A 15,034-nucleotide genomic window follows, 5' to 3' on the forward strand; every position below is an offset into this window, starting at 1 on the left:
CAGAATATTCTCTCCTTTTGCTTAAATATCTTCAGCAGAGCAGCCCGGTCAGAAGGCCGATACCCGCTACGAACAGTCCCGCCAGGGGACACATCACCAGGGTCCACATCAGTCCGTGTTCCGGAATGGCCAGCGTTTTCAGCCATTCCTTCCGTTCCCAGCCCCTGCAGCCCTCCGCGCCTTTGATCATATGGGTGATCCTCGGCGGCAGGATGCAGTCCAGGATGATGAAGTCGGTAACGCTCACCAGGGTCATCTCCACATACCCCGCCCAGAACAGCGGCCAGAAACCGGTCATGCCCGCCATCCGCGCGCTGATCCCCCAGAAGAGCACCAGCAGGATATACAGCGGGTGCAGGATCCATTTCATAATCCGCACGTCCTTCTTTTCCACATAGGGCGCGGCTGCTTCTTTAATGTCTTTGGGAAACATGGTGCTGTAAGCCTGGGGAACCACCAGGAAGCCCAGCAGCGCCACCGCGTTGAAAACCGCGGCCATCGTAAGCCCGTCCAGGATAATCCGGGGCCAGTTCATTCTCTATTCCCTCCTTGCCGGTCCGGTCAGATGCTCCATTCCGCACCGGCTGTCTGCAGCCGGGTCATACGGCGGAACAGGCCGTCTTCCTTCTTCAGCAGTTCTGCGGGGCTGCCTTCCTCGGCCACCCTGCCGTCAGAAAGCACCACAATTTTATCCGCAGCTTCTACCGTGCGCATCCGGTGGGCGATCACCAGTACCGTCTTTCCCATCAGCAGGCGGGACAGGGCACCCTGCACCTTTGTTTCATTCTCCACGTCCAGGGAGGCTGTCGCCTCGTCCAGCAGGACGATGGGCGCGTTCTTCAGCAGTGCCCGGGCAATGGAGATCCGCTGGCGTTCACCGCCGGAAAGCTTGGCGCCGTTTTCACCGATCGGCGTGGCATAGCCGTTGGGCAGTTTGTCCACAAACTCGTCACAGTTGGCCGCCTTCGCCGCTGCCAGTACTTCTTCGTCCGTGGCGCCGTATTTGCCCAGCCGGATGTTTTCCATCACGGTGTCGTCAAACAGCACTACATCCTGGAACACCATGGAATAATCGCTCAGCAGCACTTCCGGATCAATGCCTCCAATGTCAACGCCGCCCACCAGGATTTCTCCCCTGTCAGCATCCCACAGCCGGGCCGCCAGCCGGGCGCAGGTGCTCTTGCCGGAGCCGGAAGGACCGACCAGCGCCGTAACCTCTCCCTCCCTGGCGGTAAAGCTGACGCCGCTGAGCACCTCCTGGTTGTCATAGGCGAAGCTGACGTTGCGGAATTCGATATCGTGACCCCCGGGCATGAACACTTCCGTACCTTCCGCTGTCGGGGTATCGTGCACCTCCTGCAGCCTGTTCGCGGACACCTGGGACACAAACATCTCAGCAATCAGCGCCAGTGCCTGGTCAAAAGGCGCGTAAATCCGGGTAATGGCCAGCAGGAACATGAACAGCTGCATGAAGTCAATCTGTCCGGAAAGGATCATCCCCGTACCGGTCAGGATGGTGGTCGCCACGCCCAGACGCATAATGACACCGGCCAGGTTAACAAAGATCCCGATGGTCAGTTCGCCCTTGATCTGGACCTTTTCGCTCCGGTCGATCTTTCCGTTCAGTTCCTCCAGAAAACGCTCTTCCCGGTTGGTTGCCCGGATTTCCCGGATGTTCTCCAGAGTTTCCTGGATACCGTCAGCCACCTGCACAGCGGCCTTCTTATGGTTTGCAGACTGGGCTTTGTGTACCTTCCGGCTGCCGAAGAGCAGGAGGAAGGCGACCGGCACACCCCACAGGCAGGCAAGCGCCATTTTCCAGTTGTAGATCAGCATCCCCACTGCGATCACCGTTGTGGAAATCCAGGAGCCGTAAAGGTAGCTCAGGCAGTGGGACCACACGTGCTCCAGCCGGTTCACATCCCCCATCAGGGTCTCCGTCAGGTCCGCCAGATCCCTCTTTCCGAAATATCCCAAAGGCAGCCGGCGCAGGCGTTCCGCCAGGCCGATCCGCGCGCTTTTCACCTCGCCGTATACCAGGCCGTAGGTTGCTTTGTACTGCTGCAGGTGCGCCAGGTAGGAAATCAGCAGGAAAACCGCCGTAACGCCGGTAAACAGCAGCGCGTTCGGAAGCGGAGTTTCTTTTGTCAGCGTATTCATAAAGCCGGTCATCAGCAGGTAAAGAATGCTCATGCCGGAGATCACGATCAGGTTCACAACCACCGTCCAGGCCGTTCCTTTTTTGATATTCCTGATACCGTTGTCCGTCAGTGCGTATTTCCGCTGTACATTCTTCCAGAACATGTTCATTTCGCCTCCCCTTCGGTCGTAATCCGCCACGCGGCCGCCTGGTTGTAGTCCGCCCACATCCGGGCATACAGGCCGCCGGCTTTGACCAGTTCGGCATGGGTACCGCTTTCCACAGCCTGTCCTTCGTTCAGTACGATGATCCTGTCCGCGTTCACTACCGTGGAAAGCCTGTGGGCGATCATAATCACCGTCCGTCCTTTGGTCAGGGTGGCAAACGCCTTCTGGATCAGCACCTCATTCTCCGGATCGGCAAAGGCTGTCGCCTCATCCAGCACCACAATCGGCGCATCCTTGAGGATCGCCCGGGCCAGCGCCACGCGCTGCTGTTCTCCGCCGGAAAGATAGGTGCCTTCCGAACCGATCATCGTATCCACACCCTGCGGCAGTTTGGCAATGATATCATCACACTGGGCAGCTTTCAGCGCAGCCATGGCTTCTTCACGGGTAGCCTCCGGCCGGGAAGCCCGGACGTTCTCCAGGATGGAGGTCTTGAACAGCCGGTTGTTCTGGAACACAAATGCCACCTGGTCCATCAGCACGTGGGGATCCATCTTCCGCACGTCCACGCCGCCGACCTCCACCGCGCCGCCGGTTACGTCCCAGAAGCGGGGAATAAGGCTGGCGGCTGTGGTTTTACCGCCGCCGGACGGGCCTACCAGCGCCACCGTCTGTCCGGGTTCCACCCGAAAGGAAACGTGGGACAGTGCCGGCAGTTCCGCCCCGTCATAGGTAAAGGAAACGTCTTTGAATTCCACGGTATTATCCTTCGGGTTCTTCGGGCTGGCCGGAACGGTCAGTACAGGAGCGCCCATCACCTCATTGATCCGCGCAAGCGCGTTGGTGGCCTGCATCATACCGCTGGCCATGAACATGATCCGCGCAAGCGCCGTGGAGATAATGGCGGAGAAAACCGCATAAAAGGCAAAGTTCGTCACAAAGTCCGCGAAGTTTCCGCTTTTCAGGGCGGAAGGGGCAATCAGCAGTGCCGCGGGAACCAGGAAGGCGAACGCCGCCTCCGTAAAGGTCAGGTTCGCGGCCTGGGGCTTGCTGCACGCGCCGCAGGAAAAATCCTCCGCCTTTTTGCTGTAATCCTCGATGGCCTGCCGGAAGGCCCTGAAGGAATAAACCGTCTGCTGGAAAATCTTCACCACGGGAATACCCCGCACGTACTCCGTACCGGCCTTGCTGATGTAATCCTGAGCTTTCTGGTAATCCGCGATCATCTTCGCGTTCTTTCCGCCCATCATGCGGGACATGGCCGCGATGGAAATCACTGCCGCCAGCAGGCACGCGCCGCCCATGCGCCAGTCGAAAACAAACATCAGCACCAGCATGGAAACAAACATGGCTATCGTGCCGACGATATCCGCCAGGTTGTGGGCCAGCAGCGTCTCTGTCTCCGCAGCCGCCCCGTCCAGGCGGTTCCGGAGCAGGCCGGACGCGTTGGAATCAAAAAAGCCCAGCGGCGCCTTCATCAGGTGCGCCATGCCCTGTTTCCGGATATTGCTTGCCGTGCGGAAGGCCGCCAGGTGGGTGCACATCAGCGCCGCGAAATACACCAGAATGCCGCCCACCATGGCGGCAAACGCCAGCCAGCCGTACCGGGAAATGCCGGCAGCCCTCGTCCACTCCGGCGCCACGGCAATCAGGTCCCGCATTCCCAGCCAGATACAGAAATACGGAACCATTCCCAGCACCATGGCCGCACCGGAAAGCCCCATACCCAGCCAGGTCAGCTTCCGGTAGCTGCCCGCGTATTTCAGGAGTGCCGCCACATCATTCTGCTTTTTCCCTTGTTTTGAGCTCATCATTCCCTCTCCTTTTCCCTTTCCGGGAGTATGGTTTACTTTTTCCCGATCAGCAGTGCCGATCCGCCCAGGCCCATCCAGCCGGCTTCACTTTTTTTCATGAATTTGCCGTTCGTCGTGCCAATCAGCTCCGCTTTCTCATATCCAAGGTCTTTCAGCTTTTTCACAAAAGCGTTCATGTCGCCGTATTTGGAAACGGACATGATGTCATGGATCACAAAAGTTCCGCCCTTCTTCAGCGTCCGCAGCGTCTCCATCAGGATCGCCTGCCGGTCGCCCGGAATGTTGTGATAAACATAATTGCTGATGACAGCGTCAAAAGTTTCATTCGGGAATTCCAGCCGGGTCGCGTCACCCTGCCGGAAGGTCACATTCTTTACGCCTTCCGCCCGGGCGTTGTCCTCGCACAGCTTTTTGCTGAAAGAGGCGTATTCCTTTCCCCAGCGGTCAACGCCGATTACAGACGCTTCAGGATTCCGCCTGGCCACGGCAATGGACAGGGCGCCGCTTCCGCAGCCCACATCCAGGCATTTTCCGCCCTTTGGCACCTTGACGTATTCCGCCGTTCCCTCAATGATCTGGCGGGACATCCGGCGCTTTCCGTGGTAGTCAAAAGCCCGGTACATCATCACCGACCAGATTGACAGCCCGAGGAAAGCCAGGGTTGCTGCGCCAAACACAATCAGCAGCGCGGTCCGGACCGTGCCTGCTGCCAGCAGTGCCGTAATCACCAGCGCAGCGCACAGCCCCAGGAAAGTAATGTTAAATCCCCGGACCATCCCTTTAGGCATCCAGTTCTTATAATCAGGTTTCATCTTCGGTTTCCTTTCACTTTCATTTTTCATTATCCGAGCGCCACGTCCAGCGCCATCATCAGCGTAAAGCCGAAGGAAAACATCAGTACACCGATATTGGAGTGTTCTCCTGCGGACATTTCCGGGATCAGTTCCTCCACCACCACATAGATCATGGCGCCCGCCGCGAAGCTGAGCAGATAAGGCATAGCCGGCACGATTAATGAAGCGGCCAGGATCGTCAGCACAGCGCCTATGGGTTCCACAGCGCCGGACAGCACCCCGTCCAGGAAAGCCTTCCCCTTGCTCTTGCCTTCCGCCCGAAGCGGCATGGAGATGATGGCGCCTTCAGGGAAATTCTGGATTGCGATCCCCAGGGCCAGGGCCAGCGCCCCGCCCGCGGTGATTTCCGCGGAACCGGAAAGCATTCCGGCATAAACAACGCCCACTGCCATTCCTTCCGGAATGTTATGCAGCGTCACAGCCAGCACCATCATGCTGGTTCTGGCCAGTCGGGTTTTCGGTCCTTCCGCCTTTTCCGCGAACATGTGCAGGTGCGGGATCACCTTATCCAGCAGAAGGAGAAACAGAATGCCGATCCAGAAACCGCCTGCGGCAGGAAGGAACGCCCACTTTCCCATTCCTTCAGCCTGCTGCATCGCCGGAATCAGCAGGCTCCATATGGAAGCCGCGACCATAACGCCGCCAGCAAATCCGGTCAGCGCGCGCTGCACATTCTGCTTCAAGTTTTTCTTCATGAAAAACACACAGGCGGAACCAGCCGCGGTTCCCGCAAAGGGAATCAGCAGACCGGATATCACGTCAGCAGTCCATCCACTCATTGCTTGACATCCTCCTTAGTTAGTTATGTCTAACTTGTTATAGCACGTTGATTTCAGCCTGTCAAGCAAAAGGGACGCGATCCTTTCGGACCGCGTCCTGTGTTTTGTTGTGCAGGGATCAGGCCGCGTTTTCGCTCTCTTCTTCCGCCAGGTTTTCTTCGCAATACAGGGTGATCACTTTGTTGATCAGCTCCGCGTCCGCATCCACCGGGAAGCCGGCAGCCAGCCAGTAGGCGTAGGGGCCTTCCATGATTTTCGCCAGGTCATCAACGTTGCTGCCGTAGCGGAACTCAAGATGATAGGTGGTGGCAGGAGTATCGGGCATCATGTAGAAGTATTTGAATTCGCCCGCGTCCTCATCCGCAGTCTCGAACAGATAGCCTTCCATCGCACCGGACAGGGACAGCTTGCTGACGTAGGCGTATTCATGGCTGAACACAGTCTTGCCGCTCTCGTCCGCGCCGCTGATGGTCTTGCCGTCAAAGGTGATTGTAGCCACACCGTTGATGAATCCGCAGGCAAACTGCGCGCCGTTGGAACCATCGCCGAAGGCATCAACGGCTTCCTGGCCATAGATCGTGCCGGCGCAGTAGGTCTTCATCATCCCGGCCATTTCGGCTCCGGCTTCTTCGCCCAGGGCCTTCACGCAGGAATCCAGCCAGATGGAATCATATTCAGCGGCAGTAATCACCGGGAACAGGGGTTCGTAGGTACCCTTGATGTTCTCCAGCAGTTCCAGGGCTTCCGCGGAATCGTCCGCGGTTTCCGCCACGCCGAAGGCGGCGGTCATCATCAGCAGGCAAAGTGTCAGTACGAGGGAAATTGCTTTTTTCATTGTTTTTCTGTCCTTTCAATTTATGCCAGTGCTTTACCAAGCTCCTTGCAGGCTGTCACAGCCGCGTCATCCGGAGCCTCATTCGCCATTACGCTGGTTACAGCCAGGGTAATGCCTTTGTCCGCGCAGCGGGCTTCCCAGGAGCGCATCCATTCACCGTCGCCCCAGCCGTAGGAGCCGAACAGTGCGACTTTCTTTCCGGCCAGTGCCGGCTCAATGCTTTCCAGCATCGGCAGGAATTCGCTGTCTTCCAGCTCTTCCGCACCCATAGCCGGGCATCCCAGTGCCGCCGCGTCGTAGGCGGAGATGTCGCTCACATCCGCGCAGGTCAGCAGATCCGCTTCCGCGCCGGCTTCCTTTGCGCCAGCCGCAACCGCTTCAGCCATGGCCTGCGTGTTGCCGGTGCCGCTCCAATAGATCACCGCGATTTTACTCATGCAGTTTCCTTCCTTTCCAGCCTTTCGGCTTCACTGTATGAAAACTGTCCCGGCTGGATTGCCAGCCTCGACAGGTCCCATCCTTCCTTTTTGCGCTGCAGGTATGTCTTTGTGCAGTGCCTGCACCGGGCGAAAATCCGCTGTGCCTGGACCTCATCGCTTTCATAAACCTTCCAGAGGCCGGTACACTTGCATTCTCCCTGCCGGATAAATCCCCGCACGTCTACAGCGGGATAGCCCAGGAACAACCCGATTTCGTGCGGAAAAGTATCATATTCCTTCAGCCGCCGGATCAGCCAGCCGATGCAGGCCCCGGGCTTTTCTCCCGGATAACCTGCTTCCCGCAGGATATCCAGGGCCACCGGATCCCGCAGGTCCTGTTCCAGCATAAGGGGACGGTAAAGATAAACCAGTGCTTTTCCGTCCTTGTATCGCAGGGGAAGCACGCACACGCCCTTCTGCAGGAGGCATTTGTTCACCGCCCGCAGGCTCGCGTTCATCTCTTCCCTGCTGCTGAACGGGCAGTTGAAAAGACTGCCTGTTTTAATGGCAGCCAGCGTCGGGGCACCGTAGCGTATCAGGGTTTCGTCGGACATCGCCATCTCCTTTGTTAGACTTATCTAACCTCAATTCATTAAAGTAGCTGCTCCCCGGCACATCCCAAAACCAGGGAGCAGCTTGAAGAGGTTAGTCATGTCTAATACAAAATAACAGAGAACATTCCTTCTGTCAACAACTTTTTATGAAGCGTCAGAAACAGACAAATCACTCGTCCGCTCCCGCTGTCTGCTGCATTTTGGAGTCGTCCCCGATGAAGCAGCCCGCGTCCATGCGGATCACATGATCCGCATAGTCCTCCACGTCATCTTCATGGCTGACGACCAGCACCGCTTTCCCTGCTTTTGCCGCCTGTTTCAGCGCGTTCAGCACAATCTCCGTATTCTCGTTGTCCAGGTCCCCGGTAGGTTCGTCCGCCAGGATCACGTCAGGATCAGTGGTCAGTGTCCGCGCGATGGCCATCCGGCGCAGTTCGCCCCCGGAAAGCTCTGCCGGCATCGCATCCCGCAGTTCGGCAATTCCCAGCGCTTCCATCCAGCACTCCGCCGTTTTCGTCCGGGGTGTACCGGTATACAGCATACCCGGCAGCAGGATATTTTCATAAACCGTCAGCGTATCCACAGCGCTGCGTCCCTGGGGTATCACGCCGATTTTTTTATTGCGCAGCCGGGACAGTTCTTTGTCCTCCAGTGCGTACAGGTCCGTTTCCCCCAGGTACACCTTTCCCTCTGAGGGATTCAGCAGGCCCGCCAGCATGTGCAGCAGCGTGGTTTTACCCGATCCGCTCCTGCCCTTCAGCACGGTCATTTCTCCTCCCCGGAGAATCAGGGACACCGGGCGTACCGCCTCAAAAAAGTTTGCTTCTCCCCGTTTCCGGAAATACCGGCGGGAGATGTTTTCCGCTCTCAGTTCCATCTCAGGCGCCCTCCCTCAGCGTGCTGCCCGGATCCACCCGGCTCAGCTTTGAAGCTGTATGCAGGCTTGCCGCGCATCCGGCAGCCACCGTTACCGCGATCGCGAGCGCCGCACAGGCCGCCACCGTTCCCGCGCCCGGTGCCAGGTAGGGCAGCTTCAGGCTTGTTTCAATCAGGGTTGTGAAAGGGAAAACCGCCAGCGCCCCCAGCAGCACGCCGCAGACTGCCCCTGCCAGGCTGCACAGGGCTGTTTCTTTCAGAATCATGCCGGACAGCATGTTCCGGCTCATGCCCACCAGGCGGTATACCGCCAGCTCCCGTCGCCGCTCGTTCACCATCATGGCAAAAGCGATAAACAGGATCACCAGCGCCAGGATCCATACCGCCGCGATCAGCACAGCCACTGTCCTGGACACGCCGCCCAGGCTGTCCGATACTTCCGTGAGCATGCCGGTGGTCCTGACGGCGGTCGCCTTCCGGATCTTTCCGTTCAGCCGGTTGTTGACCAGGCCGACATCCGCTCCGGGCAGGGTGCGGACATAAATAGCGGAAACCACTTCCGCGTCGTTTCCGGTGTCAATTTTGTGGCTGATGCCTTTTTCCTCCGCCGCCCGCAGCAGCGCGTGCATGGTGTTCATGTTGCAGTACACCGCAGTATCCAGGCCCGTGCCCGTCGCCGCCAGCCGTGCGGCCACCAGGCACCGCTGGTCATAGATGCGGAAGATTTCCCCCACGTCCGTTGCCACCCGGCAGCCGACCACGATCTCCATGTCGCCCAGAGGCCTATTCAGGCTTTCGGCGATCCAGGGCTGCACCACAAAGTCGTTTTCCGGATCAAAGCCGATAATCTGCACCTTCACGGAGCAGCAGTCCGCCTTCATCGAGGAAAGGAAAACCTGGGCGGACGCCTTCTGGACGCCCTCCGTTTCCCGTACCTTCTCCACCGCCGAAGCGTCCATGTAGAAGGTGCCGATGGTTCCCTGAAGCAGCATGTTCTTAAGGCTTGATTTGGATTCCGCTTCCGCGGGAACCACGATAATATCCGCGCCCAGGCGGTTCTCCATGCTGCTGAGTCCCCTGCGCAGGGAGGAAACTACCATCGTGCCGGCAAACAGCGACAGTGACAGGAAGGCCGTCAGCAGGATCAGGGCCGTTGTCCGTCCGGGCTTCCTGGTCAGGTTCCGGAACACCGGTGAAAAACGTTTCATGCTTTCCTGCTCCGTTCTGTAATGATCCCGATCAGTGCCGATACTGCCGCCGCTCCGGAAAGAATAATCATGGAGGGCTGCATTACCGCGCGGCAGTGCATTGTGTCCATTTTGCACAGGGGCATCAGCACGCCCGGCAGCAGGATACCGATGACCGCGGCGCACAGGGCTGCCGCGAACAGCACCAGCCGGACGCCGCGTCTTTTCAGCAGCATAATCAGGATTGCGAGAACAGCTGTCACGCATCCGTCGATCAGCAGGGCTCTTCCCGCGTCTGCGCAGGGGCCTTTGCTCCCGTCCTCATGGACGCAGGGGCCGAGCACTGTCACGGATCCCGTGGCTATGATTGCGGCAAGCACCAGGAGCAGGATCGCAAAAAGATTCTTTTTCATCTCTATACCTCTCGTTCATTTTTCAGCAGGGGCGTCCGCAGCCTCAGCTCCGGTGTTTTTGCGCCCATTCCTTCTGCTGCGCTTCAAAGTTTTCGTTGATGACCTCCCGCGCCACCTTGCCGTGCTCCAGCACAATGGTCCGCTGGGCTGCTTCCGCAACCTCCGGGTCATGTGTAACCACAATCAGGGTCGTTCCCTCCGCGTGCAGGCGGGCAAACAGGTCCAGCACGATGTTCTCATTGGCTTCATCCAGGTTTCCGGTAGGTTCGTCCGCCAGGATCAGCTCCGGATGGTTGATCAGCGCCCGTGCCACACACACGCGCTGCTGTTCGCCGCCGGACAGCTGGCTGGGCAGGTGGTGGGCCCGTTCCCGCAGGCCGACCCGGCCCAGGGCTTCCAGGGCTTCCTGTTCATCCGGCATGGAGTGGTAATACTGGCTGACCATCACGTTCTCCACGGCGGTCAGGTAGTTCACCATATGGAACTGCTGGAAGATCAGTCCGATTTTATCCCGCCGGATATCTGTCAGCTTCTTGCTGCTTTCCCGGGCAATGTCCACCCCGTCCAGCAGCACCTCGCCCAGCGTCGGCTTATCCATACAGCCGATGATGTTCATCATCGTGCTCTTTCCGGAACCGGAAGGCCCCATGATCGCAACCCATTCTCCCTTATCCACATGAATGCTTACATTATCCAGGGCCTTCAGGTCCCCGTAAATCTTGGAAATGTTTTTTAATTCCAGAAGACTCATAACCATTCTCCTTTGGTTAATTCAGAATGAAGAATTCAGAATTCAGAATTATTATTTTAACCGCCTGCTGATAAACAGGTCTGACCATTCATCATTGTGCATTATGCATTGTACTGAAAGATGAATCTTATTCATCTTTCAGCACAATCGCCGGGTCAATGGCCACCGCGCGCTTGATCGGCTGCAGGCAGCTGAGGGCCGCCACCGCGATGGACACGATCACCGCCGCAGGCAGCAGCAGCGGCTGGAAGGTGATGGAGGAGCCGAACACGTTCACGCTCACCACCTGGGCAAACACGAAGCCCAGCAGGCCGCCCAGCAACCCGCCCAGCAGGCCCAGGAACACACCCTCACCCAGGAACTCTGCCCGGATGCTGCCATCGGAGGCGCCCAGCGCCTTCCGCAGGCCGATCTCACGACGCCTTTCGGACACAACCGCCATCATCGTGGTGGATACGCAGATCATGGTCAGCACCAATACCACTGCGGTCACCAGGAACACCAGGCTCTGCAGCTTACCGAGCACCGCCGTTTCGGACCGCGTCACCCGCTTGACCAGCCGGGCTTTGACGCCCTCCGTCTCCGCGGAAATCTTTTCTGTATAGGCTTCCAGCTCCTCCGCCGAAGCGCTCACGCTCAGTTCCGCCACGTCCACCTTGTCTTCGCCTGTCAGGTTTGCCATATCCTCCAGGCTCATAAACACGTAAGCTTCTTCTTCACCGCCCGTGGTCAGGATGCCGGACACCGTGCATTTCACCGTCCGTGCCGTTACACTGCTTTCCGCATTCCGGGCTGTGTTCAGGGCGTCCACCACCGCCGTGGAGGTCACCGTGGCACCGCTGAGCGCATCCACGTCCCCGCCCAGGTTCAGCGGCAGTGCCTTCCCGATAAACTGGGCATTGAAGGCTTCGTCCGTCTGTGCCAGCCCGCCGATCTCCGGCGTCTGGGTTCCCGCGTCAATGGTCAGGGAGGCAATCCGGGACTCATTGTCCAGCCGGGCGGTCACGTAGACCTTGCCGCCGCTCCAGCCCTCCGCACTTCCGGTCAGCACCGCGCCGGGTTTCCGGTCTTCGGCCGGATCGCCGGTCATTTCGCCGGCAGACGGCTGCCAGGTCAGTTCCATGTCCGATCCGATCCGCGCGCCGATGGTTTCCGCAATCTCCTTGCCTACCAGCACCTCCCGGGTCTTTTCCGGATACCGGCCGTCCACGCTGAAGTAGGGGCTCGTTTTCGTAATCTGGCTGAAATCCGTACCTGCCGCTGTAAAGGACTGCTGGCGCGTGGTCATGTCCACCCGCACGTAGCGGTAAGGAGCCGCGCCAACCAGCTGTTCCGCGTCAATCTTTTCCAGGGCTCCGTCCAGCTGATCCTTCGTCATGCTCTTTCCCTCATCGGAAAGCAGCAGCATATTCGCGCCGAAGGAACGGAACTGGGCTCCCATCTGCCGGGGTACGTCCACATATATTGTCACCAGGCCTGCCAGGATTGTCGCGCCGATGCCGATGGACAGCAGCGCGATCAGCATCCGGCTGCGCCGCCGGAGCAGCGAGGCAGTGATCATTCTCAGGAACATTCTGCGTCTTGTCATTTCCCGCAATCTCAATCGTCCCCGCGGGCCTCGCTTTCGCTTCAGCCCCCCGCTCGTTTCGATTGAGAAATTCACCTCTCTTTCGTCTGCGACGAATGCCCCACCGGGGCACCATTCGGATCATTTCCCTCCATGAAGCACTTCGGCCGGTTTCAGCCTGAGCACCGTCCGGATTGCCGGCAGGCTGCCCGCCAGCGTCACCAGGGCAACCAGGCCCGCCACGATCGGAACCACCGCCGGTTTCATTTCCACCGCCGCGCCGAACACACTCCGGCCGATCAGCTGGGCAAATCCGAAGCCCATAAAGTATCCTGCCGCGCCGCCGATCAGCGCCGTGACCAGGATTTCCGTCATGATAACGCCCGTGATGGAATGATCCCGTGCGCCGATGGCCTTCAGCAGGCCGATTTCCTTCGCCCGTTCCATCACGCTGGCTGTCACCAGGTTGCTGATGCCCAGGGCGGAGCCGATCAGGCTCAGCGCTGTAATCAGGATCATCAGGAGCTGGGTTTTCTCCAGGATCGCGCCTTCGCCTTCCGCCACCTTGCGGACCGCGGCGGCCACGGATCCCGGAATAGCTTCCTGGATCTGGTAGCAGATCGCGCTCACATAGGCCGTGCAGTACCAGGTTTCATAATCCCGGCCGGAAAGTGCCGCCGGGTTCCGTGCCGCCCGGCGTGCCAGCTCGTTGTCCGGCGTGGTAATGGCGGAAACCTCCACCGAGGCCACCTTGCCTGCCCGGTCAGTCAGTTCCTGCACCAGGGCCAGCGTGCCGAAAATCTGCTCGTCCTCGTCTCCGCCTGCGTCATAGATGCCGGCAACGGTCACGGTCTTTTCACCCTTGCTGCCCCGCAGCGTTACAGTGTCTCCCGCTTTCCATCCCTGGGCCTGTGCCACTGTCATACCGGCCATGATCTCCGCGTTGGCGTTTTCGTCCTTTTCATCCAGCCAGCGTCCGTCCGTCACGTCCCACCAGGAGCGCATGCCGACCACGCCGGCGTCCAGTTCCTCGCCTGTCGGGAGGGACAGATGGTGGTTGAACCAGCTTCCGTTCAGCTTCACCGCGCTGCCGTCCGGCAGTACGGCCTGGGTGTCCAGGAAGGGGGCGAAGTCCACAATGTTGAACGCCCAGAAGATCGTCTTGATCTTGCCCAGGTCCCCTTCGTTCAGCCAGGCTGTATTCAGCTCCTCGCCGCCTTCTCCCACGTCATAGATGTCAGACAGCAGGGAGGAATCCTTCGGTTTCACCACGATATTGGCGCCGTAATTCTTCAGTTCCTGGTTAACCTTGTCTCCGACGTCCATCATCACGTTCAGCATGCCCGTGGCCAAGCTGGCCCCCAGCGCGATCGTGAACGCGATCAGCAGCATTTTCCCCTTCTGATGGAACAGGACGCCGCGAATCATCCGCAACAGCATTTCTTTTCCTCCCATTCCGGATTCACCCCAATGAATCCGGAATCAACCATTAATTGTGCATTGTGCATTGTTCAGATAATTCCGGTTCCGGAATTATCTGAACTCCTTCTCCCCTGCAAGCAGATCCTCAAGTTTGAACACCAGGTTCCCGTCTCCCACCTCATAAGCCAGCGGAATCGGGTTGCAGCCGCCCTTGAAGCCGATGGTGTTGATGTTCATAACCACGTCGCAGCGCTTGCAGACCACCTGGCTGCCCCGCTCGTAATAGCCTGCGTTTCCGCATACCTCGCAGGCGTCAAAGCCGACGCCGTAGGTCGCGGCATTGGGCTTCTTCACCACAATCCAGCGGATGGTCACGTTCTTCTCGGTCGTGTATTCAAACCGGTGCAGGTGACCATCGTTCACAGCCTCCGTGGGAATCAGGATACGGTCCCCGTCCACCGTGTAGCTTTCCGGCGCGGACAGTACCACTTCCTTGGTGTCATAGGCCTTCACCGCGGTCAGGGTCAGCACGAACAGCAGGATCATCACCAGCGTGGCGATCGCCAGACGGCGGCGTCTCCGGTTGCCCGCCCGGAGCTTGCGCAGCTGTGCCGCGTGCTCATAGGGTTCCGTCACCCTGGTGTTCTCCAGCAGGAACAGCAGCGCCAGCAACGCGGCCAGGAACGCAGCTGCCCAGATGAAGATCATGGCGTTTGTGGCCGTCCACATAGTAAAGGAGCCGATCCAGCCGTACTCAGCCTCCGTGTACTTCACAGACCAGCCCAGCCACCTGGCCCGGCTGATCCAGGGCACAAAGAACCGCCCCAGGCAGTAGACCGCGTAGAGAAGCACTCCCGTGCGGAGAATCTGCCGCGGTACAGCGGACTTCCGGATATGTACAGCGCATCCGTACAGGAAACGCGAATAGACGAACAGCAGCAGAAGCGCCAGGGCCCAGCCGCCCAGCCGCTCCATGTAGTAGGCCGAGAAGAAGCCGTTTCCCATCGTGTTGAAGCTGAAGGGATACAGTGCCACCGTCGGCAGCCGGAAAAAGATCATTCCCGCGGAAACCGCCGCTCCGCAAACAGTCAGGCAGATTCCGCCAGCGCCCGGTTTCTTTCCTTCCTTCCGGCCATGGAAAAGGGATAACATGAAAAATGCCACTATGAAAACCATCAGATAAGCATAGGTCCAAT

Annotated in this window: 15 protein-coding genes; all 15 read right to left on the reverse strand. The window is 58.8% G+C overall.

Features of this window, described 5'->3' with window-relative positions:
• Positions 1 to 31: 31 nt before the first annotated feature.
• On the reverse strand, positions 32 to 535 hold the full coding sequence (locus JYE50_RS09335) for a hypothetical protein (RefSeq protein WP_084095269.1): 504 nt from the start codon (positions 533 to 535) through the stop codon (positions 32 to 34).
• A 26-nt stretch (positions 536 to 561) separates the two neighbouring features.
• Positions 562 to 2,304: an ABC transporter ATP-binding protein gene (locus JYE50_RS09340; RefSeq protein ID WP_084095270.1), complete on the reverse strand. Its 1,743-nt coding sequence runs from the start codon at positions 2,302 to 2,304 to the stop codon at positions 562 to 564.
• Positions 2,305 to 2,306: 2 nt separating this feature from the next.
• Positions 2,307 to 4,118: an ABC transporter ATP-binding protein gene (locus JYE50_RS09345; protein ID WP_084095271.1), complete on the reverse strand. Its 1,812-nt coding sequence runs from the start codon at positions 4,116 to 4,118 to the stop codon at positions 2,307 to 2,309.
• 35 nt (positions 4,119 to 4,153) lie between these two features.
• Entirely contained in the window at positions 4,154 to 4,933 is a 780-nt protein-coding gene (locus tag JYE50_RS09350) for a class I SAM-dependent methyltransferase (protein WP_084095591.1), read from the reverse strand.
• A 29-nt stretch (positions 4,934 to 4,962) separates the two neighbouring features.
• A complete protein-coding gene (locus JYE50_RS09355) occupies positions 4,963 to 5,754 on the reverse strand; it encodes a ZIP family metal transporter (RefSeq protein ID WP_084095272.1) in 792 nt (263 codons plus the stop codon).
• Between the two features lie 118 nt (positions 5,755 to 5,872).
• Positions 5,873 to 6,589: a hypothetical protein gene (locus JYE50_RS09360; RefSeq protein ID WP_084095273.1), complete on the reverse strand. Its 717-nt coding sequence runs from the start codon at positions 6,587 to 6,589 to the stop codon at positions 5,873 to 5,875.
• A 20-nt stretch (positions 6,590 to 6,609) separates the two neighbouring features.
• Entirely contained in the window at positions 6,610 to 7,026 is a 417-nt protein-coding gene (locus tag JYE50_RS09365) for a flavodoxin (protein WP_084095274.1), read from the reverse strand.
• A complete protein-coding gene (locus JYE50_RS09370) occupies positions 7,023 to 7,622 on the reverse strand; it encodes a DUF3793 family protein (RefSeq protein ID WP_084095275.1) in 600 nt (199 codons plus the stop codon). The genes JYE50_RS09365 and JYE50_RS09370 overlap by 4 nt, the downstream gene beginning before the upstream one ends.
• Positions 7,623 to 7,791: 169 nt before the next feature.
• On the reverse strand, positions 7,792 to 8,499 hold the full coding sequence (locus JYE50_RS09375) for an ABC transporter ATP-binding protein (RefSeq protein WP_084095276.1): 708 nt from the start codon (positions 8,497 to 8,499) through the stop codon (positions 7,792 to 7,794).
• A 1-nt stretch (position 8,500) separates the two neighbouring features.
• Positions 8,501 to 9,706: an ABC transporter permease gene (locus JYE50_RS09380; protein ID WP_084095277.1), complete on the reverse strand. Its 1,206-nt coding sequence runs from the start codon at positions 9,704 to 9,706 to the stop codon at positions 8,501 to 8,503.
• A complete protein-coding gene (locus tag JYE50_RS09385) occupies positions 9,703 to 10,098 on the reverse strand; it encodes a DUF4418 family protein (protein ID WP_084095278.1) in 396 nt (131 codons plus the stop codon). Before JYE50_RS09385 ends, JYE50_RS09380 begins: the two co-directional genes overlap by 4 nt.
• 43 nt (positions 10,099 to 10,141) lie before the next feature.
• On the reverse strand, positions 10,142 to 10,849 hold the full coding sequence (locus JYE50_RS09390; RefSeq protein ID WP_143763573.1) for an ABC transporter ATP-binding protein: 708 nt from the start codon (positions 10,847 to 10,849) through the stop codon (positions 10,142 to 10,144).
• A gap of 127 nt (positions 10,850 to 10,976) precedes the next feature.
• Positions 10,977 to 12,437 (reverse strand): FtsX-like permease family protein, encoded by a 1,461-nt coding sequence (locus JYE50_RS09395; protein WP_084095280.1) that lies wholly within the window; start codon positions 12,435 to 12,437, stop codon positions 10,977 to 10,979.
• A gap of 120 nt (positions 12,438 to 12,557) precedes the next feature.
• Positions 12,558 to 13,856, reverse strand: a complete 1,299-nt coding sequence (locus JYE50_RS09400) for an ABC transporter permease (RefSeq protein WP_084095281.1) — start codon at positions 13,854 to 13,856, stop codon at positions 12,558 to 12,560.
• Between the two features lie 93 nt (positions 13,857 to 13,949).
• Complete coding sequence (locus tag JYE50_RS15565) at positions 13,950 to 14,567, reverse strand: Fe-S-containing protein (protein WP_436197984.1); 618 nt, start codon at positions 14,565 to 14,567, stop codon at positions 13,950 to 13,952.
• Between the last annotated feature and the right edge of the window lie 467 nt (positions 14,568 to 15,034).

Source organism: Aristaeella lactis (assembly GCF_018118585.1).
In the GTDB taxonomy this organism is placed as follows: Bacteria; Bacillota; Clostridia; order Christensenellales; family Aristaeellaceae; genus Aristaeella; species Aristaeella lactis.

Excerpts from the sequence above, each read along its gene's own strand:
- JYE50_RS09335 (WP_084095269.1), bottom strand. The coding sequence starts at position 535 with ATGAACTGGCCCCGGATTATCCTGGACGGGCTTACGATGGCCGCGGTT.
- JYE50_RS09340 (WP_084095270.1), bottom strand. The coding sequence starts at position 2,304 with ATGTTCTGGAAGAATGTACAGCGGAAATACGCACTGACGGACAACGGT.
- JYE50_RS09345 (WP_084095271.1), bottom strand. The coding sequence starts at position 4,118 with ATGAGCTCAAAACAAGGGAAAAAGCAGAATGATGTGGCGGCACTCCTG.
- JYE50_RS09350 (WP_084095591.1), bottom strand. The coding sequence starts at position 4,933 with ATGAAACCTGATTATAAGAACTGGATGCCTAAAGGGATGGTCCGGGGA.
- JYE50_RS09355 (WP_084095272.1), bottom strand. The coding sequence starts at position 5,754 with ATGAGTGGATGGACTGCTGACGTGATATCCGGTCTGCTGATTCCCTTT.
- JYE50_RS09360 (WP_084095273.1), bottom strand. The coding sequence starts at position 6,589 with ATGAAAAAAGCAATTTCCCTCGTACTGACACTTTGCCTGCTGATGATG.
- JYE50_RS09365 (WP_084095274.1), bottom strand. The coding sequence starts at position 7,026 with ATGAGTAAAATCGCGGTGATCTATTGGAGCGGCACCGGCAACACGCAG.
- JYE50_RS09370 (WP_084095275.1), bottom strand. The coding sequence starts at position 7,622 with ATGTCCGACGAAACCCTGATACGCTACGGTGCCCCGACGCTGGCTGCC.
- JYE50_RS09375 (WP_084095276.1), bottom strand. The coding sequence starts at position 8,499 with ATGGAACTGAGAGCGGAAAACATCTCCCGCCGGTATTTCCGGAAACGG.
- JYE50_RS09380 (WP_084095277.1), bottom strand. The coding sequence starts at position 9,706 with ATGAAACGTTTTTCACCGGTGTTCCGGAACCTGACCAGGAAGCCCGGA.
- JYE50_RS09385 (WP_084095278.1), bottom strand. The coding sequence starts at position 10,098 with ATGAAAAAGAATCTTTTTGCGATCCTGCTCCTGGTGCTTGCCGCAATC.
- JYE50_RS09390 (WP_143763573.1), bottom strand. The coding sequence starts at position 10,849 with ATGAGTCTTCTGGAATTAAAAAACATTTCCAAGATTTACGGGGACCTG.
- JYE50_RS09395 (WP_084095280.1), bottom strand. The coding sequence starts at position 12,437 with ATGACAAGACGCAGAATGTTCCTGAGAATGATCACTGCCTCGCTGCTC.
- JYE50_RS09400 (WP_084095281.1), bottom strand. The coding sequence starts at position 13,856 with ATGCTGTTGCGGATGATTCGCGGCGTCCTGTTCCATCAGAAGGGGAAA.
- JYE50_RS15565 (WP_436197984.1), bottom strand. The coding sequence starts at position 14,567 with ATGTGGACGGCCACAAACGCCATGATCTTCATCTGGGCAGCTGCGTTC.